The 21,597-nt window shown below is 56.1% G+C and carries 18 protein-coding genes and 1 pseudogene; 15 read left to right on the plus strand and 4 right to left on the minus strand.

From position 1 onward, the window contains the following. Window positions 1-109: 109 nt before the first annotated feature. The 6 genes from VW41_10235 to VW41_10260 all read left to right on the plus strand — a co-directional run bounded on the left by VW41_10235 (window position 110) and on the right by VW41_10260 (window position 5,870). On the plus strand, window positions 110-1,465 hold the full coding sequence (locus VW41_10235) for a hypothetical protein (protein AJZ91924.1): 1,356 nt from the start codon (window positions 110-112) through the stop codon (window positions 1,463-1,465). Continuing rightward, the gene (locus VW41_10240) at window positions 1,452-2,114 is read left to right on the plus strand and encodes a transcriptional regulator (GenBank protein AJZ89386.1); all 663 of its coding nucleotides are present in this window, start codon (window positions 1,452-1,454) and stop codon (window positions 2,112-2,114) included. Before VW41_10235 ends, VW41_10240 begins: the two co-directional genes overlap by 14 nt. Next, entirely contained in the window at window positions 2,111-2,929 is an 819-nt protein-coding gene (locus tag VW41_10245) for a hypothetical protein (protein AJZ89387.1), read from the plus strand. The genes VW41_10240 and VW41_10245 overlap by 4 nt, the downstream gene beginning before the upstream one ends. An 89-nt stretch (window positions 2,930-3,018) precedes the next feature. Next, window positions 3,019-4,206, plus strand: a complete 1,188-nt coding sequence (locus VW41_10250; GenBank protein AJZ89388.1) for a glycosyl hydrolase — start codon at window positions 3,019-3,021, stop codon at window positions 4,204-4,206. Between the two features lie 126 nt (window positions 4,207-4,332). After that, entirely contained in the window at window positions 4,333-5,259 is a 927-nt protein-coding gene (locus VW41_10255; GenBank protein AJZ89389.1) for a phenylacetic acid degradation protein, read from the plus strand. A gap of 14 nt (window positions 5,260-5,273) precedes the next feature. Next, window positions 5,274-5,870, plus strand: a complete 597-nt coding sequence (locus tag VW41_10260; protein AJZ89390.1) for a carnitine operon protein CaiE — start codon at window positions 5,274-5,276, stop codon at window positions 5,868-5,870. Window positions 5,871-5,954: 84 nt separating this feature from the next. Here the strand turns inward: VW41_10260 and VW41_10265 are convergent, their stop codons facing one another. Next, window positions 5,955-6,560, minus strand: a complete 606-nt coding sequence (locus VW41_10265) for an FMN-dependent NADH-azoreductase (GenBank protein AJZ89391.1) — start codon at window positions 6,558-6,560, stop codon at window positions 5,955-5,957. Between the two features lie 213 nt (window positions 6,561-6,773). Between VW41_10265 and VW41_10270 the strand changes: the two genes are divergently transcribed. Further along, entirely contained in the window at window positions 6,774-10,673 is a 3,900-nt protein-coding gene (locus VW41_10270; GenBank protein ID AJZ89392.1) for an ATP-dependent helicase HrpA, read from the plus strand. A gap of 32 nt (window positions 10,674-10,705) precedes the next feature. Here VW41_10270 and VW41_10275 read toward each other — a convergent pair whose 3' ends face one another. Both VW41_10275 and VW41_10280 read right to left on the minus strand, forming a co-directional pair. After that, entirely contained in the window at window positions 10,706-11,362 is a 657-nt protein-coding gene (locus VW41_10275; GenBank protein ID AJZ89393.1) for a methyltransferase, read from the minus strand. A 67-nt stretch (window positions 11,363-11,429) separates the two neighbouring features. Beyond that, window positions 11,430-13,727, minus strand: a complete 2,298-nt coding sequence (locus tag VW41_10280) for a CbbBc protein (GenBank protein AJZ89394.1) — start codon at window positions 13,725-13,727, stop codon at window positions 11,430-11,432. Between the two features lie 183 nt (window positions 13,728-13,910). Here VW41_10280 and VW41_10285 point away from each other — a divergent pair, with 183 nt between their 5' ends. From VW41_10285 to VW41_10295, 3 genes are all read left to right on the plus strand, one after another. Further along, entirely contained in the window at window positions 13,911-14,429 is a 519-nt protein-coding gene (locus VW41_10285) for a GNAT family acetyltransferase (protein AJZ89395.1), read from the plus strand. Between the two features lie 424 nt (window positions 14,430-14,853). After that, window positions 14,854-15,105 carry a transcriptional regulator gene (locus VW41_10290; protein ID AJZ89396.1) on the plus strand — a complete coding sequence of 84 codons (252 nt, stop codon included), beginning with the start codon at window positions 14,854-14,856 and terminating at the stop codon, window positions 15,103-15,105. Window positions 15,106-15,210: 105 nt separating this feature from the next. After that, window positions 15,211-16,860, plus strand: coding sequence for a diguanylate cyclase (locus tag VW41_10295; protein AJZ89397.1), 1,650 nt, complete (start codon window positions 15,211-15,213; stop codon window positions 16,858-16,860). 76 nt (window positions 16,861-16,936) lie between these two features. Here VW41_10295 and VW41_10300 read toward each other — a convergent pair whose 3' ends face one another. Next, window positions 16,937-17,374, minus strand: coding sequence for a MarR family transcriptional regulator (locus VW41_10300; protein ID AJZ89398.1), 438 nt, complete (start codon window positions 17,372-17,374; stop codon window positions 16,937-16,939). Window positions 17,375-17,489: 115 nt separating this feature from the next. Here VW41_10300 and VW41_10305 point away from each other — a divergent pair, with 115 nt between their 5' ends. The 5 genes and pseudogenes from VW41_10305 (at window position 17,490) to VW41_10325 (ending at window position 21,349) form a co-directional block, all read left to right on the plus strand. After that, window positions 17,490-18,350, plus strand: a complete 861-nt coding sequence (locus tag VW41_10305) for a haloalkane dehalogenase (GenBank protein ID AJZ89399.1) — start codon at window positions 17,490-17,492, stop codon at window positions 18,348-18,350. Window positions 18,351-18,548: 198 nt separating this feature from the next. Beyond that, window positions 18,549-20,243 carry a chemotaxis protein gene (locus VW41_10310; protein AJZ89400.1) on the plus strand — a complete coding sequence of 565 codons (1,695 nt, stop codon included), beginning with the start codon at window positions 18,549-18,551 and terminating at the stop codon, window positions 20,241-20,243. Between the two features lie 121 nt (window positions 20,244-20,364). Next, on the plus strand, window positions 20,365-20,646 hold the full coding sequence (locus VW41_10315; protein AJZ89401.1) for a hypothetical protein: 282 nt from the start codon (window positions 20,365-20,367) through the stop codon (window positions 20,644-20,646). Between the two features lie 2 nt (window positions 20,647-20,648). Next, complete coding sequence (locus VW41_10320) at window positions 20,649-20,942, plus strand: hypothetical protein (protein AJZ89402.1); 294 nt, start codon at window positions 20,649-20,651, stop codon at window positions 20,940-20,942. A 2-nt stretch (window positions 20,943-20,944) separates the two neighbouring features. After that, window positions 20,945-21,349 (plus strand): annotated as a pseudogene (locus VW41_10325) (glutathione transferase). The last annotated feature ends 248 nt before the right edge of the window (window positions 21,350-21,597 follow it).

Here is a 21,597-nt window from a genome sequence, read left to right on the forward strand (position 1 = left end):
GGCAGCAGGGTAGCTTTACGCCTCCCCATAAATTAAGGCTTTTCTCGTGACCCAGCGATTTGAACCGCTTTTCCGTTACGTTTTGACCTGGCTGTGCGCCGCCCTTTGGCTGCACGCTGGTGTGGCCCGAGCGGCGGAACTCGACGAGAATTTGGCACAGTTTAGCGCGGCGTTAAGCCTGTCGCCCCCTGCGGCACAGGTCTCGCTGCAAACTTTGCAGCAGCTTGATGCGGTGTTGCTCCAGCCTGAGTCCATGTACCCGCAGTTTCAGACCTGGTCGCTGTCGGAACTCAGGGCGTTTTACCTGTTGAATAAGCGCTGCGCCAGCGAGGACGCGTTATCTGCTTCCGCGCAGTCATTTGTGGCCGCGTTATGCCAGCCGAATATACCGCCCGCAGCCTGGCTGGCCGCTCATCCCCTGTATCCGCTGGGAGGAAGCAGTGCCTGGCAGTACATTTTGCGTCACCCTGAGGCAGCGGCTGCGCTAAAAAACTCGCTGCATGTGCGGGAAAGACCGGATGATCTGGCGGGTATAGGCACGCTGTCCGACGACAATCTTGAGGCGTTGCTTGGGGGCCAGCACTGGCTGTTGCAAAAGGGTGAACTCTGGCGATTCAGCGCCCAACAGTGGCGGCGTTATGAGGCGAAGGTCTGGCAGCCGCTGGCCCGGCAGTCGGGTATCGAACTCGTGAATGTCGGCGGGCGGTGCGATATGCGGGCGGGGGCGCTGTGCGTCAATGCGGGTGACAGTTACCGTGATGTCTGGCGCTGGCTTTTTGGCCTGCTGATGCTGTTTACCGCCCCGGGGTTGATATGGATGGCGTGGCAGCGGCGCCGCCTGCGTGAGCGCCAGCGATTTATCACGCAAATGCTGACCCATGAACTGCGTACGCCTATCGCCCAGTTAAGCAACGTTGTCGAGCATTTTCGCCGCGACTTCGATCGGTTGCCGGAAGGGGCCCAGCTTAATTTTGTGGCGCTTGCCGACACGCTGCAGCGTATGCGGCAGATGGCCGACACCAGCAAACACTACCTGATAGCTGAGCATCAGCGGGAAGCGCTGGAAACGCCCACCCAGGTACCGCTCAGCGACTGGCTCGATCACCTTTGTGCGAATAGGGACGGGCTGACGTACTGCCTGGCCGAAAATATAACCGTGGGCGTATCGCTTTACTGGAGCAGTCTCTGCCTGACGAATTTACTGGATAATGCGTTCCGTCACGGTGTGCCTCCTGTTCATCTGACCGTGCGCCAAAGCAAAACGCACCTCATTTTTCAAATAGCCGATAGCGGGATCGTCACTCAAAACCCGCTGCGAGTCTCCCGTCGTTTGCGTTGGTCAAGCAGCAATCTTGGCCTGGGACTGACCATTGTTCAGCGCGTCGCGCGTCGCCTGAACGGCAGGCTGACGTTCAGCGCCGCGCCAACCACTTTTACCCTGGAGTTGCCGTATGACCCCGCATAAAGCGCATTCTTTATTATTAATTGAGGACGATATCGCGCTGGGTGAAGGGCTGGCGGCCTGCTTACAGCAGGAGGGATTTACCTGCCGCTGGCTGCGGAGCAGTGAGCATGTCCTCGACCATTGGTATCAGGCGGATTTGGCAATTCTCGACCGCCAGCTTCCCGAGGGGGACAGTCTCCGGCTTTTGCCTCAGTGGCTGGCAAAGAAAGCCCTGCCGGTGATCGTGCTGACGGCAAAAGTCAGCGTTGAAGATCGCGTCGCGGGGCTGGAAGCCGGGGCGCGTGACTACCTGAGCAAACCCTTTGCCCACGTTGAGCTGCTGGCACGAATCCGGGCGCAGCTTCGCCCTTTAGGCGACGGGCTGCTGGTCTGCGGGGAACTACGCTTACTTCCGGCGCGGCAGGTGGCAAGTTGGCAGCGAAAAGAGGTCGCACTGACGGCAACAGAGTTTGCGCTGCTGGCCATGCTGATGCAGATGGCCGGGCGCGTGTTTACCCGGGATGAGCTGCTCAATCAGGTCTGGGGCTATCAAAGTTTTCCGTCAACCAGAACGGTCGATACTCATGTTTTACAGCTCCGGCAAAAACTACCGGGTCTGCCGATTGCGAGCGTGCGTGGGATTGGCTACCGGCTGGAGCTACCGGAATGAAACGGTGCCTGTCAGCCATGCTGATCTTCTCGTCGTTCAGCGTTAGCGCGGCGTTGCCCCAAACGCCGCTGGAGCCGGTATATCATCAGCTGTTTAACCAGCGGGATGACCTTGCCAACCGCCAGTTGATTGATGTCTGGCCCCGGCTGAACAGTGAGACACAGCGACAGGCCTGGAAAGATGCGCTGAATGCAGTGGTCAGCCAGCAATGCGGGAAAGATCTCTCTCCGGCGGTGCCTGAGTGGCTTGAGGACTTAACGTTAACGTTGATGCAGCGTGATATGCCGCTTAACCGAATTTATCGCATTAGCCTGAGCGGGAAGAGTCCGCGCCGTGACCTGAACGTTGCCCTGACGCTCCCTGATGGCAAAAAAGCGTTTGCCAAAATGCGGGTGCAATATGAAGCGGCCGGCGAATTTCGGATCGAAAGTGAAGAGTTTAATCAGCCGCTGAGCGAAGGCGTTTATAGGCTGACCGTTTCGAGCGATGGGCAACAATGGCAGCAGCCACTGGCGCTTCAGGGCCTGGGAGGCTTGAGCCGGATCCAGCTTCACGGTCATGCCATCACGCTGGACGCGCCACGGGTCGCCTCCTCATGTCCTGAGCCGTGGCTTGAGCAGACGCTGCTTAACCGGAGCGACTATAGCCAGATTTGGTGGGTACGAAACGACAAACTGGCCCTGATTCCCTGGCCTTCGAAGCCAGCCGACAGCGTATGGGCCACGATTGCCGTGGTAAGTGCTGAAAATCGGGGAAGCGTGGCGGTAAGAGTCGAGCACCGGTTCGCCGGCCCGCTGGCGACGATGAAACATTAAGCGCGACAACGCTATCCTGACATTCCTCTGACAATCGATGCCCGCACACCGGCAATACTGCTGCCTCTTCCGTTACTGAGGTATTTGCCATGAAACTCAAAGCACTTTTTGCGGGGCTGGCGCTTCTCTCCACCTCCGCCCTGGCCAGCGACAGCATCACTTTTTGGAATTCGCCACAGCACGGCGGGAACAGCTTTAACCGCCAGCCGCCCGATGAAGCCTATTTCTCAGCCCTCAAAGGCTACGGTGCCAGTTGGGTACGGCTCTCCTGGGATAAATGGCACCCGGAACGGCGTGATTTTTTGTTGGGCAATGCCGACAATTATCAGGGCCTGATGAAACAGGATCTGCTCACGCTCAAAGAGACTCTGGCGCGTGCCAATGCCGCCGGGCTTAAAGTGGTGATTACGCCGCTTTCGCTACCCGGTATGCGCTGGGCACAAAACAATGAGGGTCGGTTTGACGATCGGCTGTGGCAGGATAAACGCTACTGGCGGCAAAGCGCACAGTTCTGGCGCGATCTCGCCGGGCAGCTAAAAGATAACCCGGCGATTGCCGCCTACAACCTGATTAATGAACCTGCCCCGGAGAAACGGGCGGGTCTGCCGGAACATGCTTCGCTGGACGAAATGAAGGCCTGGTACAAAAAACACCAGAATACGGCGCGGGATCTGCCAGAGTTCTACCAAACGGTGATCAAAGCGATTCGCGAAGTAGATAAGACGACGCCCATCATGGTGGATAGCGGCTGGTACGCCGCCGCCGACAGCTTTAGCTACTGGCCTTCAGCCCTGAGCGATGATCGCGTGCTTTACAGTTTCCACATGTACGAACCCTACGACGCGACCAGCGCGCCGAACCTGAAACGCCTGAAGCCTTATGTTTATCCCGGCGTCGTCCCTTTTGGCGGCAAACAGGAAAAATGGAACGGTGAACGGGTGGCCAGCTATTTGCAGCAGCCGTTCTGGTGGGCTAAGCAGCGTGGGGTGGCGCAGAATCGCATGGTGGCAGGGGAGTTTGGCTGTATGCGTCAGCTGGCCGGATGCCGCCAGTACCTCGAAGATGTCCTCCGCGCGTTGGATAAAACGCAGGCGCACTGGGCATTCTATAGCTTTCGCGAAGACGCCTGGGACGGCATGGATTATGAACTGGGGACAAGCAAAGTGCCCTGGTCGTACTGGCAGGCGATTGATGAGCATAAGCCGGACACTTTACCGCGGCACGCCACGCCCGAGTTTGAGCCAATTAGCCGTCGTCTGGGGCTGTCTTTCCGTTGAGATATGCGTTACATCATGGCGATGAAATGCAAATTTTTTGAATCATATTTGCTAATTCAATGTCGGCAGTCCGCTTTATTATGCTATGTTTTTTCTGTGAAATTCCCATAGCGGCAATGAGGCAGGATGAGCAGCAAACTCGACAACTTTATTCAGCAGGCCGTCAGCGCGGTGCCCATCAGCGGCACGTCGCTGATTGTCTCTTTGTACGGCGATGCGCTGGCCCATCGCGGGGGTGAAATCTGGCTGGGTAGCCTGGCGGCGATGCTGGAACCCCTGGGATTCGGCGAGCGCTTTGTGCGAACGTCGCTTTTTCGACTCAATAAAGAAGGCTGGCTGGACGTGGAGCGAGTGGGGCGCCGCAGCTTTTATCGCCTGACTGACACAGGCCAGAGAATGTCCCGCCGTGCGGAGTCGAAAATTTATCGAGCCGGGCAGCCCACCTGGGACGGAAAGTGGCTGTTGCTGCTTTCCGAAGGGCTGGAGAAAACCACGCTGCAGCAGGTGAAAAAACAGCTTATCTGGCAGGGTTTTGGGGCGCTCGCGCCTAACCTGATGGCTTCCCCCTCACAAAACCTCGCGGACATCCAAAGCCTGCTCCACGAGGCGGGCGTCGCTGAACAGGTCATTTGTTTTGAGGCTGAATCACCGCTGCAAACGTCTCGCGCAGCGCTCAGGTCCCGGGTGGAAGAGTGCTGGCTGCTGACCGACAAAAACGAACGTTACGCTGAATTTATCAACTCTTTCCGTCCGCTTCTGCCGCTGCTGCGCGAGGCGGGAAGCGATGAGCTGACGCCGCAGCGCTGTTTTCAAATTCAGCTGCTGTTGATTCACTTCTACCGCCGCGTCGTGCTGAAAGATCCGCTGCTGCCGGATGAACTGTTGCCCCCGCACTGGCTGGGGCAAAACGCCCGACAGCTGTGTATCAATATCTATCAGCGGGTCGCCGCCGGGTCACTGGCTTACGTCAGCGAGCTGGGTGAAACCTCGGTGGGTGAGCTGCCCGCCCCGGTCAGCGCTTACCACAAGCGATTCGGTGGACTCACCGCCTAAAATAAGGAGCCCGTATGTCCATTTATCAGATTGATGGCCTCACGCCTGTCGTCCCGGAAGACAGCTACGTCCACCCGACGGCGGTGCTGATCGGCGACGTTATTCTCGGACACCGCGTCTACATCGGCCCCAATGCCAGCCTGCGCGGGGACTTTGGGCGGATTATCGTTGAGGATGGCGCCAATGTGCAGGACAACTGCGTGATGCACGGTTTTCCTGAGCAGGACACCGTTGTGGAACAGGACGGTCACATCGGCCACGGGGCCATTCTGCACGGCTGCCGTATTGGCAAAAACGCGCTGGTAGGGATGAACGCGGTGATTCTGGATGGCGCCCAAATTGGTGAGAATTCGATTGTCGGCGCGGCGGCTTTTGTTAAAGGTAAAGCGGAATTTCCGGCGAATACGATGATCATCGGCAGCCCGGCGAAAGCGATACGTGAATTACGGCCTGAAGAGCTGGCCTGGAAGAAACAGGGGACGAAGGAGTATCAGGATTTAGTGATTCGCTGCCAGCAAACGATGCATCAGGTGGAGCCGCTGCGGGAGGTTGAGGCGGGGCGGAAGCGCCTGGTGTTTGAGGCTTTGCATCAGCCTAAGAAAAGTCATTAATTCCCTTTAACATCATTCGGTTGATTTCCCTCTCCCATTTAGGGAGAGGGCCAGGGTGAGGGGCAGTCACTCCAGGAGCAAATCTTACGCAGCAACGATGCTGTCGATAGCCGCTTTCGCGTCAGTCTGCGCCTTAGCCGCCACTTCCGGGCCATAGCCAAAGCCTTCAGCAAACACGTAGTTCACGTCGGTGATCCCGATAAAGCCCAGGAACACGTTCAGGTAAGGCACCAGCAGATCGGTTGGGGTATCTTTGTGGATCCCGCCGCGGCTGGTAACAACCAGGGCACGTTTACCGGTCACCAGACCTTCAGGGCCTTTCTCGGTGTAGCGGAAAGTCACGCCAGCGCGAGCCACCAGGTCGAAATAGTTTTTCAACTGGGTCGGGATGTTGAAGTTATACATTGGCGCATTGAAGACAATCACGTCGTGCGCTTTCAGTTCGGCAATCAGCTCATCAGACAGCGCCAGAGCTTCCTGCTGACGTGGGGTCAGCGCGGCATCGGAAGGGCGCAGAGCACCGACCAGTTCGCCATCCAGCACTGGAATTGGGTTTGCCGCCAGGTCACGAACGGTGATTTCGTCAGCGCTGTGTTTTTCACGCCATTGTTCAACAAAATAGTCGGACAGCTGGTTGGACTGGGAGTAACCTGCCAGGATGCTGGATTTCAGAACTAATACTTTGCTCATGGAGTGATTCCTTAGTGTTTGGTCAGTCGGACAGTGTGCCCGTTCGTTAGGACTTACTGTATTCACAATCCGATTACAGAGATAGCGCAATATATCGAACCCTATATTCGAATTTATTGAACAAGGCGCTCGAAATCGGGGTGTGATAAAATAGCGGAAATTGACACCGTGACTTATCCGGTTGTGCCCGGTAGCGAAATAACGATAGATAAAATGGAAATGACAAAACCCTCGCTGTCCTCTTTGTTGGCTCGTCTTGACGGGCTGATGCTCCGCGACAGACAACGCTTTTCTCGCCGTCTTCACGGCGCGAAGAAAATTAAAAATGCCGACTCTCAGCAGGCCTTATTCGACACCCTGGCCGCAGAAATTGATGCCGCCGCGGGCAAAGTACAGCTGCGTGAAGCCGCCCGCCCGGCGATTACTTATCCTGACAACCTGCCCGTTAGCCAGAAAAAACAGGATATTCTGAACGCCGTGCGCGACCACCAGGTGGTGATCGTGGCGGGTGAAACCGGCTCAGGTAAAACCACCCAGCTACCAAAAATCTGCATGGAACTGGGGCGCGGTATCAAAGGCCTGATTGGCCACACGCAGCCTCGCCGCCTGGCGGCGCGTACCGTGGCAAACCGCATTGCGGAAGAGCTGCAAACCGAACCCGGCGGTTGCGTAGGCTACAAGGTGCGTTTCTCCGACCACGTTGGCGATAACACCATGGTCAAGCTGATGACGGACGGGATCCTGCTGGCGGAAATTCAGCAGGACAGGCTGCTGATGCAGTACGACACCATCATCATCGATGAAGCCCACGAACGCAGCCTGAATATCGACTTCCTGCTGGGCTACCTGCGTGAACTGCTGCCGAAACGCCCCGATCTGAAAATCATCATTACTTCGGCGACCATCGATCCAGAGCGTTTCTCGCGCCACTTCAATAACGCGCCTATCGTTGAAGTTTCGGGCCGCACTTTTCCGGTGGAAGTGCGCTACCGCCCGATGGTCGAAGACAATGACGATACCGACCGCGATCAGCTGCAGGCAATTTTCGACGCGGTGGATGAACTGGGCCATGAAAGTTCAGGCGACATTCTGATCTTTATGAGCGGCGAGCGGGAAATTCGCGACACCGCCGATGCGCTGACGAAGCTTAATCTGCCGCATACGGAAATTCTGCCACTCTATGCCCGCCTGTCCAACAGCGAGCAGAATCGCGTTTTCCAGGCCCATGTCGGGCGGCGTATTGTGCTGGCGACCAACGTCGCAGAAACCTCGCTCACCGTGCCGGGCATTAAGTACGTTATCGACCCCGGAACGGCGCGTATTAGCCGCTACAGCTACCGGACTAAAGTCCAGCGTCTGCCGATTGAGCCGGTTTCTCAGGCTTCGGCCAACCAGCGTAAAGGCCGCTGCGGCCGCGTGTCGGAAGGGATCTGCATTCGTCTTTATTCCGAAGATGATTTCCTGTCGCGCCCTGAATTTACCGATCCGGAAATTCTGCGTACCAACCTCGCGTCGGTCATTTTGCAGATGACGGCGCTGGGGCTGGGAGATATTCAGGCGTTTCCGTTCGTTGAGGCACCGGATAAGCGCCACATCCAGGACGGCGTGCGCCTGCTGGAAGAGCTGGGCGCCATTACCAGCGATGAAGAGCATAGCGTTTATAAACTGACGCCATCCGGGCGCCAGCTTTCACAGCTGCCGGTTGATCCGCGCCTCGCCAAAATGGTGCTGGAGGCGCAGAAATTTGGCTGCGTGCGTGAGGTGATGATCATTACTTCCGCGCTGTCCATTCAGGATCCGCGCGAGCGTCCAATGGACAGGCAGCAGGCCTCGGATGAGAAACATCGCCGCTTCCACGACAAAGAGTCTGACTTCCTCGCCTACGTGAACCTGTGGAATTACCTCGGCGAGCAGCAAAAAGCGCTCTCTTCGAACCAGTTCCGCCGGCAGTGCAAGCTGGATTTCCTTAACTACCTGCGCGTGCGTGAATGGCAGGATATTTACACCCAACTGCGGCAGGTGGTGAAAGAGCTTGGCCTGCCGGTGAACAGCGAGCCGGGTGATTTCCGCGCGGTACACTCGGCGTTGCTGACCGGGCTGCTGTCCCACATCGGGCAGAAGGACACGGAAAAGCAGGAGTATACCGGGGCGCGCAACGCTCGCTTCTCCATCTTCCCAGGCTCCGGCTTATTTAAAAAACCGCCGAAGTGGACGATGGTGGCTGAACTGGTGGAGACCAGCCGCCTGTGGGGGCGCATTGCCGCCCGGATCGATCCGGAATGGATTGAGCCCCTGGCGCAGCACCTGATTAAACGCTCCTACAGCGAGCCGCACTGGGAGAAAGCCCAGGGCGCGGTGATGGCGCAGGAAAAAGTGACCCTTTATGGCCTGCCGATTGTGGCGGCGCGTAAAGTGAATTACAGCGATATAGATCCGGCGCTGTGCCGGGAGCTGTTTATCCGGCATGCGCTGGTTGAAGGTGACTGGCAAACCCGCCACGCGTTCTTCCGTGACAACCTCAAGCTGCGGGCGGAAATCGAAGACCTGGAGCATAAATCCCGCCGTCGCGACATTCTGGTGGATGACGAAACGCTGTTTGAGTTTTATGACCAGCGCATCGCCCATGACGTGATTTCGGCGCGCCATTTCGACAGCTGGTGGAAAAAGACCAGTCGCGAAACGCCAGACCTGCTGAATTTTGAAAAAAATATGCTGATCAGGGAAGGTGCCGAGCAGGTTAGCAAGCTGGACTACCCGAACTTCTGGCATCAGGGCAACCTCAAGCTGCGTCTGACCTATCAGTTTGAGCCGGGCGCGGACGCCGACGGCGTAACGGTACATATCCCGCTGCCGCTGCTTAACCAGGTTGAGGAGGCCGGTTTTGAGTGGCAGATCCCTGGCGTGCGTCGTGAGCTGATCATTGCCCTGATTAAGTCTCTGCCGAAGCCGGTGCGCCGCAACTTTGTCCCGGCCCCGAACTACGCGGAGGCGTTTTTAGGCCGGGCTACGCCGCTGGAACTGCCGCTGCTGGACAGCCTGGAACGTGAATTCCGCCGCATGGCGGGCGTCACCATTGACCGGGAAGACTGGCACTGGGATCAGGTGCCCGATCACCTGAAAATGACCTTCCGCGTGGTGGACGAGCACAACAAGAAGCTGAAAGAGGGCAAAGACCTCAGCGAGCTGAAAGGTGGCCTGAAGGATAAAGTGCAGCAGACGCTTTCCGCCGTAGCGGATGATGGGATTGAGCAGAGCGGGCTGCACATCTGGAGCTTTGGTTCGCTGCCGGAGAGCTATGAGCAGAAACGCGGCAACTACCGGATGAAGGCCTTCCCGGCGCTGGTGGATGAAAAAGAGAGCGTGGCTATTAAGCTGTTCGATAACCCACTCGAACAGCAACAGGCGATGTGGCGCGGGCTGCGCCGTCTGCTGCTGCTGAATATTCCATCACCGGTGAAATACCTGCATGAAAAGCTGCCGAACAAAGCCAAGCTGGGCCTCTACTTTAACCCGTACGGCAAGGTGCTGGAGCTTATCGACGACTGCATTTCCTGCGGGATTGATAAACTGATTGCGCAAAACGGCGGGCCGGTCTGGAGTGAAGAAGGGTTTGCTGCGTTACATGAAAAAGTGCGCGCCGAGCTGAACGACACGGTGGTTGAGATTGCCAAACAGGTGGAGCAAATCCTCACGGCAGTGTTTAACATCAACAAGCGGCTGAAGGGGCGCGTGGATATGACCATGGCGCTTGGCCTGTCGGATGTGAAGGCCCAGATGAGCGGCCTGGTATACCGTGGGTTTGTCACCGGCAACGGCTATAAACGCCTCGGCGATACGCTGCGTTATCTGCAGGCTATCGAAAAACGACTGGAAAAAATGGCTATCGATCCGCACCGCGACCGCGCACAAATGCTGAAAGTGGAAAGCGTGCAGCAGGCGTGGCAGCAGTGGCTGAACAAGCTTCCACCGGCCAGCCGTGAGAATGAAGAGGTACAGGAGATCCGCTGGATGATAGAGGAGCTGCGCGTCAGCTACTTTGCTCAGCAACTGGGAACCCCGTACCCGATTTCCGACAAGCGTATTTTGCAGGCAATGGAGCAGGTGGCGCTTTGATTGCCCGCCCCCTTTCACCTGCAAAGGGGGCGCTATTTCACTCTTGCCAGCGTAAAACCATCCCAGCCTTTACTGCCGACCGTTTGTAGCGCGGTGACCGAAAGGCTTGGGTTGTTTCCCATCAATTCGATAAAGGTTCGCACGCCCTGCACGCGGTCATCAATGCTGTCGGGGTTGGCAACCTCACCGTCGCGAACCACGTTATCGCCGATGATTAACGTGCCTGGGCGCGAATATTTCAATGCCCATTCCAGATAAACCGGGTTATTAGGCTTATCGGCATCAATAAAAATCAAATCGAACGGCGCTTCACCGCCGAGATGTGCCAGCGTCTGTGCCGCAGGGCCAATATGCAATTCAATAGTTTTTTCCAACCCGGCCAGCTTAATATTCTTTTGCGCAACCTCGGCGTGGCGAGGGTCGGCCTCAAGCGTAACCAGCTTGCCTTCAGGAGGCAGGGCTCGCGCCATCCAGACGGAACTGTACGCGCCCAGGGTGCCAATCTCGAGGATTTTGCGCGCACCGGTTATTTCTACCAGCAGCTGAAGGAATTTCCCCTGGTTAGGGGCGACATCATGGGCGGGCAGACCGGCGGCATGATTATTTTCGAGGATTTGTTGGAAAACGGTATCGGAAGGGATCAGGGAATGAACGAGGTACTCATCAACATCGGACCATTTTTTTTGCATTGCTTACTCCACGTTTAGGTATAACGTTTTCCCCCTCGCCATGCGGGAGAGGGAATGCGATTCCCGATCAGGCAATTCGCTGCGTATCTTCCGCTTCGCTGCGGGTGATTTTCACCGGCACGGATTTTGACGTCGGCGTACCGGTGCCGTCGCCGACGCTGCCAAGCGGTACCAGCGGGTTAGTTTCTGGATAATAGGCCGCGAGGTTGCCGCGCGGGATGTCATACGCCACCAGCTTAAACCCGCTGACTTTACGGGTGATACCGTCATGCCAGATTGTTTCAATATCGACTTTATCGCCATCGTTCAGCCCCAGTTCGCCCATATCATCAGGATGAATAAACAGGACTTCACGCTGGCCGTACACGCCGCGGTAGCGATCGTCCAGGCCATAAATTGTGGTGTTGTACTGATCGTGTGAGCGCAGCGTCTGCAGCGTGAACGGAGCTTCCACACCTTGCCACAGCGAATCCGGCAGCGGCGCATGGCTGAACTCAGCTTTGCCGCTGGGGGTATTAAACCGCAGTTCTGCCGCCGCGTTGCCCAGGTAGAATCCTCCCGGCTCTTCGCAGCGCTGATTGAAATCTTTAAAGCCTGGCAGCGTGGCGGCGATATGATCGCGAATCAGGTTGTAATCGTCGGCAAGCCTGAGCCAGTCGAGTTTGCTTCTGCCCAGAACCGCATCAGCTATGCCGGCAACAATCGCGGTTTCTGAGCGCTGTGTGTCCGCGATCGGCTGGCCGATCCCTTCGGAGGCGTGAACCATACTAAAGGAGTCCTCGACGGTGACAAACTGGCGCCCGGAAACCTGCATGTCCTCTTCGGTGCGGCCCAGCGTCGGGAGTATCAGCGAGGCTTTGCCCGGTACCAGGTGGCTGCGGTTCAGCTTGGTGCTGATGAACACGGTCAGGCCGCAGCGGCTAATGGCTTCTTCCGTACGTGGGCTGTCCGGGGCCGCAGCCGCGAGGTTTCCGCCCAGCGCAATCAGCACTTTTATTTCGTCACGCAGCATCGCGGCCAGGGCCTCAACGGTATTGTGGCCGTGCTCGCGCGGAGGCTCAAAATCAAAGTGTTTTGCCAGATTATCCAGCAGGCTGACCGGCGGCTTTTCATCAATCCCCATCGTGCGGTTACCCTGCACGTTGCTGTGACCGCGCACCGGGCAAAGGCCTGCCCCTGGGCGCCCAAGATGGCCACCGAGCAGCTGAAGGTTGACGATTTCACGCACGGTATTGAGCGAATGTTTATGCTGGGTGATGCCCATGGCCCAGGTAAAAATCACCCGTTTAGAATGCTGCCATATGGCCGCCGCATCGCGTAGCTGCAGTTCGCTCAGGCCGGACTGTTGGGTAATTTTTTCCCAGCTGGTTTCATCGATGGCGGTGAACCAGGCCTCAGCGCCGTGGGTATGGGCATCGATAAACGCCAGATCGAACACGCCATCTTCACCTTCGGTAATGAGGCGGCGATGGGTTTCCAGCAGCGCTTTTGCCATACCGCGAACCGCGGCCATGTCGCCGCCCAGATTCGGTTGGTAATAGTTCGTGCTGATGGTGCCCGCCAGCGGGGTGATTACTTCCAGCGGTTTTTGTGGGTCGGCAAAGCGCTCCAGGCCGCGCTCGCGCAGCGTATTGAAGGTGACTATTTGTGCCCCATTTTCTGCCGCATGGCGCAGGCTGTGCAGCATGCGGGGATGGTTGGTGCCGGGGTTCTGACCAAACACAAAAATGGCGTCGGCTTTGTCGAAATCATCCAGTCGGATGGTGCCTTTCCCGACGCCGATGCTGCGTTTCAGCCCGCTGCCGCTGGCTTCGTGGCACATGTTTGAACAATCAGGAAAGTTATTGGTGCCCAGCATGCGGCCAAAAAGTTGATAAAGATAAGAGGCTTCATTGCTGGCGCGGCCGGAAGTGTAAAGCTCAATCTGATCGGGGTTGTCCATGGCCTGAATATGTTGCGCAATCAGGCTCAGGGCGCTGGCCCAACTGATGGGCTCGTAGCGATCGGTCTGTGGGTTGTAGCTAAGTGGCTCGGTCAGACGGCCTTGATATTCAAGGAAGTAGTCGCTTTGCTGGTAGAGTTTGCTCACGCTGTGTTGGGCAAAAAAGTCGCTGTCGATAAAACGGCGGGTGGCTTCCCAGGTGACCGCTTTAGCGCCATTTTCGCAGAAGCTAAAGGTGCTTTTGTTATCGTCACCCCACGCGCAGCCTGGGCAGTCAAAGCCTTTGGCCTTATTCATGCGCATCAGGTTGCGTAGGTTTTTCAGAGCATGTTTGCTGTCGATGACGAAGCGGGTTGTCGCTTCAAGGGAACCCCAGCCGCCCGCTGCGGCCTGGTAAGGCTTGATAGCCGATTTGAATTTCATATGGCAGGTGTCACTTGTTATGGTTGGTTGCGCAATAACACAGATGAGTTGCTTACTTTCAGTTTACTCCTGATTAACATTTGTGGAAGTGTTAACGTCAATCAGCCGTCAACAAAACGGACAGGATCTCCCAGGCTGGCCTGTTAAACTGTGTGGCATCGGCGTCAGTACAGGAAAGGAATAATGATGGTATATGCCAGTGATGTAAGGGATATCGCTGAGTTACAGCGCGTTGAGACCGCCGCTGCACGCCGCTTTCTGGCGGTGCCTGAACTTGCATTTTTAGCCGAGGCAGGGGCAACGGACGAGATAACCCACGCCGCAGCGATCGAAAATAAACTCGCCTGGAAGGTGACCGGGAGCGACGGCCGGATCAAAGGTTTTTGTTATTGCCAGCGGCACGATGACGCGCTTTATCTGGCTGAGATTTCTACCCACCCGGATTTTGAGCGTCAGGGAGTAGGGGCTATGCTGTTGGCAGAGGTGATGCGCGCGGGACGCACGCTTGGGGTAAGCCAAGTCACGCTCACAACCTACCGAGATGTGAGCTGGAATGGCCCATGGTACGGGCGCCACGGTTTTGTCGCTATCGATGACGCGGAGTTAACGCCGGCCCTCGTTCGCTGCCTGATGGATCAGCGCGCCGAAGGCCTGATGGTTTTGCCCCGTTGCGCAATGCGGTATTTACTCGGGGAGAGGTAGCCCTCGGTCGGTAAACCACTTTTGTAATCGTGTAAGCTGGCGGATGTGGTAGCCGATGGCCAGCTCTTCGTACAGCGTTGATGGCGGAGTAAGCGGGGCGACATCCGGCCTGCCGCTCAGGATAGCCCGTCGAGCCTGATGCCAGGCCCGTTGTTTCATCTCAATTTCATCTGGCCTTGTTACCCGATGTTTACTCACGGTCATAGTCTGCCAACTTATTGTGAGGCGCGATTATACCCTGCAAAGTCGTCAATATGTTGTCCGATCTCCCCAGGTGTTATTTTTTACTCAAAAAAATCTAGCCTTGTCATAATGTTGCGTAATAATTACCCTGCAGTCGCGCGATATATTCTACCCAAGGCTGACACGACCTGTCATTTGTTCGCGCTAATATTCCTGACACCTACTTGCAGGAGAAACACTCATGACCCCCCCCGAAAAAAGCACGCTGCTTGCCAACAGAATTGCCGGTATTTTTTGTGAAATGCTGAGCTGTGAGCGCGTGTCCCGCCATCAACTGGCCAGTAAGTTTGGCGTAAGTGAACGGACGATTTACCGGGATCTCCGGCGACTAAGCAACTATGTTTATCATGTGGGGGACGATCAGTACGCCCTCAGTCGGGAAGTCACTCAGCAACTGGAAAGCTACCTGCAGCGAGTGAAGCGGGAAAAATAATCTTATGCCGGCGATAACGGACGTAAAGCTTCATGGCTACACCGCCGATAATACGATAAATTACTCTTTTTATTCATGAAAAACCACAATTAACTCAAGGGCAAGATGCGTACTGAAAGCTTAACTGATATCGCCTATCGTCACTTTGTAGAAAGCGTAAAAGACTATGCTATCTACATGCTGAACATTGATGGCACCGTAGCCACCTGGAACGAGGGGGCGCTGCGAGCGAAGGGATATCTGCGCGAGGAGATTGTGGGGCAGTACTTTGGCATTTTTTACAGTGACGCTGAGCAAAAAAATGGCCTGCCCGAGCGTAATCTGAATATCGCACTTAAAAACGGAAAGTTTGAAGGGGAAGGCTGGCGCTATCGCAAAGATGGCACCCGTTTTTGGGCGCATGTGGTGATTGATGCCATCTATGATGAGCACCAAACGCTGCTGGGGTTTGCCAAAATTACCCGCGATATCAGCGAGCAGAAGGTAGTGATCGATAAAATCTCATGGCTTGCCCGCTACGATGCGCTGACCGGGCTTCCTAACCGCGTCGAATTCTTCAGCTTCGTGGAGAAACTGTTCACTGAGTCTGACTATAACCACATCGCTATTTGCACGGTTGATCTCGATAAATTCAAAGAGATCAATGACACCGAAGGGCACCTGGTGGGCGACCAGCTTCTGCAGCGCGTTTCGTCCTCGGTGCTCAAAGCGATAGAAAAAGATGAGATTGTTGCCCGCTTTGGCGGCGACGAGTTTGTGGCCGCCAAGCCTTATAACCACGATGATGAGCTGCGTAACTTCACCGAGCGGCTGCACGGCTGTTTCGTCGGCAAACAGTTTTTTGCCCACAGCGAAATTACCGTCAGCGCCAGTATCGGCGTGGCGGTTTATCCGGATGATGCCACGGATATCAATACGCTTATCAGCAATTCAGATCTGGCGATGTACCGCGCGAAAGCTAATCTGGATAACAAGATCTGCTGGTATGAAAAAGACATGGATGAAAAAACTCGGCTGCGCAACCTGATGGCGGCGGATATTCGCCGCGGCATAAAAGAAGGGCAGTTCTTCATTCATTACCAGGAGAAACGCTCGCTTAAAGACAAGGCTATCACCGGCTATGAAGCACTGCTTCGCTGGAATCATCCGGAGCAAGGGCTCATTCCACCGGATGAATTTATCCCTATTGCCGAGGAAAGCGGGGCGATTGTGCCGCTGGGCTATTGGGTGATTGAAACGGTATGCAAAGAGTCGCTCGCCAACAAGCTCGACAAAAAAATCTCGATCAACATTTCGCCGGTACAGCTGCGCAACCTCAGCTTTATCGACAATGTTCGCGATATTTTAATGCGCACCGCGTGGCCAATAACGCTGCTGGAGTTTGAGGTGACGGAGACCGCCTTCATCATTAATAAAAAGCTGACCTTCAATATTCTGCATCAGTTCCAGAAAATGGGGATCAGCATCGCGCTGGATGATTTTGGTACCGGGTATTCTTCTTTGAGCACGCTGCGGGAATTTCATTTTGACGTCATCAAGCTGGATCGCAGCTTCCTGACGAACGTTGAAAGTAACTTCCAGGCGCGCTCATTTGTTCGTGCAATTATCTCTCTCGGTAACTCTATCAATACGCCGCTGATTGCTGAAGGTGTAGAAACCAACGAGCAGCTGCGTATTCTGGAAGAAGAGGGTTGTACCGAAATTCAGGGCTTCCTTTTTGGACAGCCCGTTGATATCAAAAATATTCATCGGTGAAACCAATGGTGGCGCATGTATTTGCGCTGCCAATGTCTTTGTGGATGCCTGTCCGTTGTTTTTTCACTTCGCCCTTTCAGCCCTGCAGGGTAGAGGCCAGCTTTTGTAAGAGCTGTGTCAACTGCCTGATATCCTCATTCCCCACCGCATTTGCCCACTCTTTTTGCACCTCTGAGCCTGCCGCGAGCGCCACTGGTCGTACTCCCTCTCCTTTGGCCGTCAGAAAAACGCGTCGCGCCCGCCGGTCTGTCGGATCCGGCCGGCGTTCGACATAGCCAAGCTTTTCCAGCTCTTCCACCGCCTGCGACATTGACTGTTTGCGAACCTGGGCAAACTTCGTTAAGGCGCTGACGGTGATCCCTTCCGGAGGGGTAAAGGCAAAAACGCTGGAGTGTGAAGGGCGAATATCATCAAAACCTGCATTACTGAGTGCTAAATCAACTTGTTGGGTCCAGTGCTGATGTACCTGACGGAGGAGGAGCCCCAGCTGCGGGGATTCGGGCTGGCTAGACATATTACTTATCCTTTATGCGGTGCAGGCGAAAAATGATGCTTCAATAATTGACAGGTGCCTGTCTATGTATATATTGGACAGGTTCCTGACTATATCGTTGTGAGAGGACATCGCTATGCCTGCTATTTCAGTACTCGATTCAATCATACATTATGAAGAACGCGGCGTCGGTACGCCGCTGGTATTCCTGCACGGTAATCCAACCACGTCCTATCTGTGGCGCAACATTATGCCTGCCATTGACGGCCAGTTTCACTGTTATGCCCCCGATCTCATTGGCATGGGGCAGTCGGGAAGTTCCTCATCCGGCTACGGTTTTTCAGCCCATGCCTGTTACCTCGACGCATGGCTGAAGACCCTTAATTTACAGGATATTATCCTTGTCGGACACGACTGGGGGGCGGCTCTGGCTTTTGACTGGGCGTCACGTCACCCTGGACATGTGAAAGGGGTAATTTTTATGGAGGCCGTTTTAAAGCCCATGGCCTGGCAAAGCCTGCCACCACCCGTGGCCGAACGTTTTAAGGCATTGCGAACCCCGCCTGGGGAAAAAATAGTCCTCGAGGACCACGACTTTATAGAAAAAACGCTCCGGGCGACCGTGTTGTCCACGTTGTCTGATAAAGACATTCAGGCCTATACGGCCCCGTACACTACCCCAGAAAGCCGTCGTCCTTTGCTGGAATGGGCCCGGGCTATGCCCTTTGACGGCGAGCCTGCTGAGGTCTTGAAACATATTCAATGTTTTAATCAGTGGCTGGCAAACAGCGAAGAGACGCCAAAGCTGTTGCTCTCCTTCGAGGATGCTACCGGCAGTCTGGCTATCAATCAGGAGGCGGTGGCCTGGTGTCGCCAGCATATTGCTAACCTGACGATTACGCCATGCGGCCCGGCAAAACACAACGCCCCGGAGGACAGGCCGGAAGAGATTGCGGCCGCCATTAACCACTGGCTGAACGGCTATAAATCTTTGTAATAACCGTTGATTTAAAACGAGGCCCCGACGGGCTCCTCGTTTTTCTGACGTTTTATACAGCCAATCCTGTGATCCACTTAACTCGCCGGGACTTCTTTAGCGCCATTAACGCAAATCTGTGACGTGGCGCGTAATGTTTTTACTCGCCGGGGCCGATGACCTTCGAAGGGAATTCCCCATATAAAGAGAGTCACGGACATGTCGATAAAAACTCTGCCCCCACAAAACGGCGTGCGCTTCTGGCATCACATCAGGCTGGTGCCGCTGTTTTCTTCTATTCTCGGCGGCATTCTGCTGCTGTTTGCGTTATGCATCGGTTTCGCCAGCTATTTTCTTATCCAGAGCGATCGCGCGCTACAGGACGTCACCGAAGAAATTCAGGTGCGAATGGGGCTGGCGGACAGCGCTAACCACCTGCGCACGGCGCGTATCAACCTGATCAACGCCGGGGCCGCAAGCCGCGTGGCGGATATGGATCAGGTTAAACAGAACGTGGCCAATGCCGAGGGGCTGATGAAACAGGCGCAGGCTGGTTTTAGCGCCTATATGGCCAGGAAGGTGAAAACCCCGGCAGACCAGGCGCTGGACAAAGTGCTGCAGGATGACTTTGCCGCCTACCTTGAAAAAGGGATGAAGCCGATGCTGAAGTTCGCAAAAAACGGCATGTTTGAGGCGATCATCACTCATGAAAGTGAAGTGGTGCGTAAGCTGGACGGCGATTACGATGCAAAACTGCAGCAAGCCGTCAACATCCGCACTGACCGGGCAAACGCCCTGAGAGAGCAGGCCGACAGCCGCACCCGCACCAGCGTGGCGTTGATGGCCGGGGCGTTTGCGATTGCGCTATTTATGACAGTGTTCACCTTCATCATGCTGCGTCGGGTGGTGATTGGCCCACTGCAGCGCGCCGCGAAACGCATTGAACACATCTCTGACGGTGATTTGACTCTGCCGGCAGAAGCGACCGGCAACAGCGAAATTGGCAAACTTAGCCAGCATCTGCAGCATATGCAGCAGCAGCTGGTCAGCACCGTCAGCACGGTGCGCGAAGGGGCCGATGCTATCTATCAGGGCTCGAGTGAAATCTCCGCCGGCAATAGCGACCTCTCTTCCCGCACCGAGCAGCAGGCGGCGGCTATCGAACAAACCGCCGCCAGCATGGAGCAGTTGACCGCCACGGTGAAACAAAATGCTGACAACGCGCATCACGCGACCAGGCTTGCGGAAGACGCCTCGCAAAAGGCCAGCGACGGCGGGCGTATTGTTTCGGGCGTGGTCAGCACCATGGACAACATTTCCGCCAGTTCGAAGAAAATCTCTGAGATCACCGCGGTGATCAACAGTATCGCTTTCCAGACCAATATTCTGGCGCTGAACGCCGCCGTTGAGGCGGCAAGGGCCGGGGAGCAGGGGCGAGGATTCGCCGTGGTGGCAAGCGAGGTGCGCACGCTGGCACAGCGTAGTGCCCAGGCGGCAAAAGAGATTGAGGGGCTTATCAGCGAATCCGTGTCGCTGATCGACAGCGGTTCCCGACAGGTGGCGCAGGCCGGCACCACCGTGACCGGGATTGTGGAGGCCGTCCGTCGCGTGACCGATATTATGCTGGAAATTGCTGCCGCTTCGGATGAGCAAAGCCGTGGCATCCAGCAGGTCGGACAGGCGATACATGAAATGGATAACGTCACGCAGCAAAATGCCTCGCTGGTGGAGGAGGCGTCTGCCGCCGCCGTTTCTCTGGAAGAGCAGGCCGCTCGCCTGACTGAAGCGGTCGGCGCCTTCCGGCTGACAACGGGCTTCACCGCTGCGCCGCAAAAACACGCTGTCATTCCTTCTCCTGTATCCACCGCGGTTCGTCCGGCCACCGCCTCGGCCGACAACTGGGAAACATTCTGATTTACCTCTCTCGCGGCTCAGCCATGGGCCGCCTCTCACTTATTCGGGATCGCCGCCCGCCCCTTGTTGCGCCTCGCTGGCAGAATCAGTAAGGTGTGCGCAAATTTTCGAAATATCCGGAATGATCATGAGTTCAAAAGATCCGCTGCACGGCATTACGCTTGAAGCGTTGCTTAACGCCCTGGTTGAACGTTACGGCTGGGCGGAAATGGCGCGGCAGGTAAATATCAACTGCTTTAAAAGCGACCCCAGCGTTAAGTCCAGCCTGAAGTTTCTGCGCCGCACGCCCTGGGCGCGTAAAGAAGTGGAAGAGATGTATATCGCCTCTCTCGACGAGCCCGGCCTTAATGACGCGCCGGCGGAAAGCCCGTGGGCAAACTGGCAGGGTAAAAATAAGGAATAACCATGCTGTTTATGCTGCGCTTTTACGATAAACCTGACACCTTTGCGCTGCGTCAGCGCCTGCTGCCCGCACACCTTGCCTGGCTTGAAAGCCGCAAGCAGAGCATCAAACTCGCAGGATCATTGCGCGCAGAACCAGACGGCAATCCGGACGGGGCGTGCTGGTTGGTGGAAGCCGAAAACTTTGCCGGGGCCGAACGCTGCTATCTGGACGATCCTTTTTGGGTCGAAGGGATGCGGGAGCGGGTGGAAGTGCGCAGCCTGAGTAAAGCGTTCGACGGCAAAGTGGAAGTCTGACCATGCTAACCGGCCTGAATCACCTGACGCTTGCGGTGCGGGACCTGGCGCGGAGCCTGGCGTTTTATCAAAGCCTGCCGGGGATCAGGCTGCACGCGCGCTGGGACGCCGGAGCCTATCTTTCCTGCGGTGATGTGTGGCTTTGCCTCTCCCTGGACGACATGGCCGGGGAGCAGCCCGCGCACTACACTCACTATGCCTTCAGCGTGAGTGCGGAGGCATTTCCCCGGGCGGTTAAGGCGCTGGAGCAGCAAGGCGTTCAGGTATGGAAAGACAACCGCAGCGAAGGGCATTCCTTCTACTTTCTTGACCCGGATAACCACCAGCTTGAGCTTCACGTCGGGGATTTAGCCAGTCGCCTGGCTGCCTGTAGGGTAAAACCATACGCAGGGATGACATTCCAGGAGGCGGGCATTACCGTACGGGAGGCCTCTCTGAAGGAGATCCTCGCGCTTTATCACCGTCTGCCGGAATTTGAAGATTGTAGAAGTGAGGCGGATCTTCAGGCCCGCCTGGCGGGGAACCAGACCAGCCAGCTCATTGCCTGCGTTAACGGCCTTCCTGCCGGGTTCAAGCTTGGCTACGCGCTGAGCGAAACAGAATTTTACAGCTGGCTCGGCGGCGTTTTACCCGAATTCAGGCGGGATGGTGTCGC

The organism is Klebsiella michiganensis, from assembly GCA_000963575.1.
Lineage (GTDB): Bacteria > Pseudomonadota > Gammaproteobacteria > Enterobacterales > Enterobacteriaceae > Cedecea > Cedecea michiganensis_A.

Coding starts and splice junctions, on each gene's coding strand:
- VW41_10255 (AJZ89389.1), top strand. CDS start 4,333: ATGAGCAGCAAACTCGACAACTTTATTCAGCAGGCCGTCAGCGCGGTG.
- VW41_10270 (AJZ89392.1), top strand. CDS start 6,774: ATGGAAATGACAAAACCCTCGCTGTCCTCTTTGTTGGCTCGTCTTGAC.
- VW41_10275 (AJZ89393.1), bottom strand. CDS start 11,362: ATGCAAAAAAAATGGTCCGATGTTGATGAGTACCTCGTTCATTCCCTG.
- VW41_10250 (AJZ89388.1), top strand. CDS start 3,019: ATGAAACTCAAAGCACTTTTTGCGGGGCTGGCGCTTCTCTCCACCTCC.
- VW41_10285 (AJZ89395.1), top strand. CDS start 13,911: ATGATGGTATATGCCAGTGATGTAAGGGATATCGCTGAGTTACAGCGC.
- VW41_10315 (AJZ89401.1), top strand. CDS start 20,365: ATGATCATGAGTTCAAAAGATCCGCTGCACGGCATTACGCTTGAAGCG.
- VW41_10295 (AJZ89397.1), top strand. CDS start 15,211: ATGCGTACTGAAAGCTTAACTGATATCGCCTATCGTCACTTTGTAGAA.
- VW41_10290 (AJZ89396.1), top strand. CDS start 14,854: ATGACCCCCCCCGAAAAAAGCACGCTGCTTGCCAACAGAATTGCCGGT.
- VW41_10260 (AJZ89390.1), top strand. CDS start 5,274: ATGTCCATTTATCAGATTGATGGCCTCACGCCTGTCGTCCCGGAAGAC.
- VW41_10240 (AJZ89386.1), top strand. CDS start 1,452: ATGACCCCGCATAAAGCGCATTCTTTATTATTAATTGAGGACGATATC.
- VW41_10265 (AJZ89391.1), bottom strand. CDS start 6,560: ATGAGCAAAGTATTAGTTCTGAAATCCAGCATCCTGGCAGGTTACTCC.
- VW41_10320 (AJZ89402.1), top strand. CDS start 20,649: ATGCTGTTTATGCTGCGCTTTTACGATAAACCTGACACCTTTGCGCTG.
- VW41_10305 (AJZ89399.1), top strand. CDS start 17,490: ATGCCTGCTATTTCAGTACTCGATTCAATCATACATTATGAAGAACGC.
- VW41_10310 (AJZ89400.1), top strand. CDS start 18,549: ATGTCGATAAAAACTCTGCCCCCACAAAACGGCGTGCGCTTCTGGCAT.
- VW41_10280 (AJZ89394.1), bottom strand. CDS start 13,727: ATGAAATTCAAATCGGCTATCAAGCCTTACCAGGCCGCAGCGGGCGGC.
- VW41_10300 (AJZ89398.1), bottom strand. CDS start 17,374: ATGTCTAGCCAGCCCGAATCCCCGCAGCTGGGGCTCCTCCTCCGTCAG.
- VW41_10245 (AJZ89387.1), top strand. CDS start 2,111: ATGAAACGGTGCCTGTCAGCCATGCTGATCTTCTCGTCGTTCAGCGTT.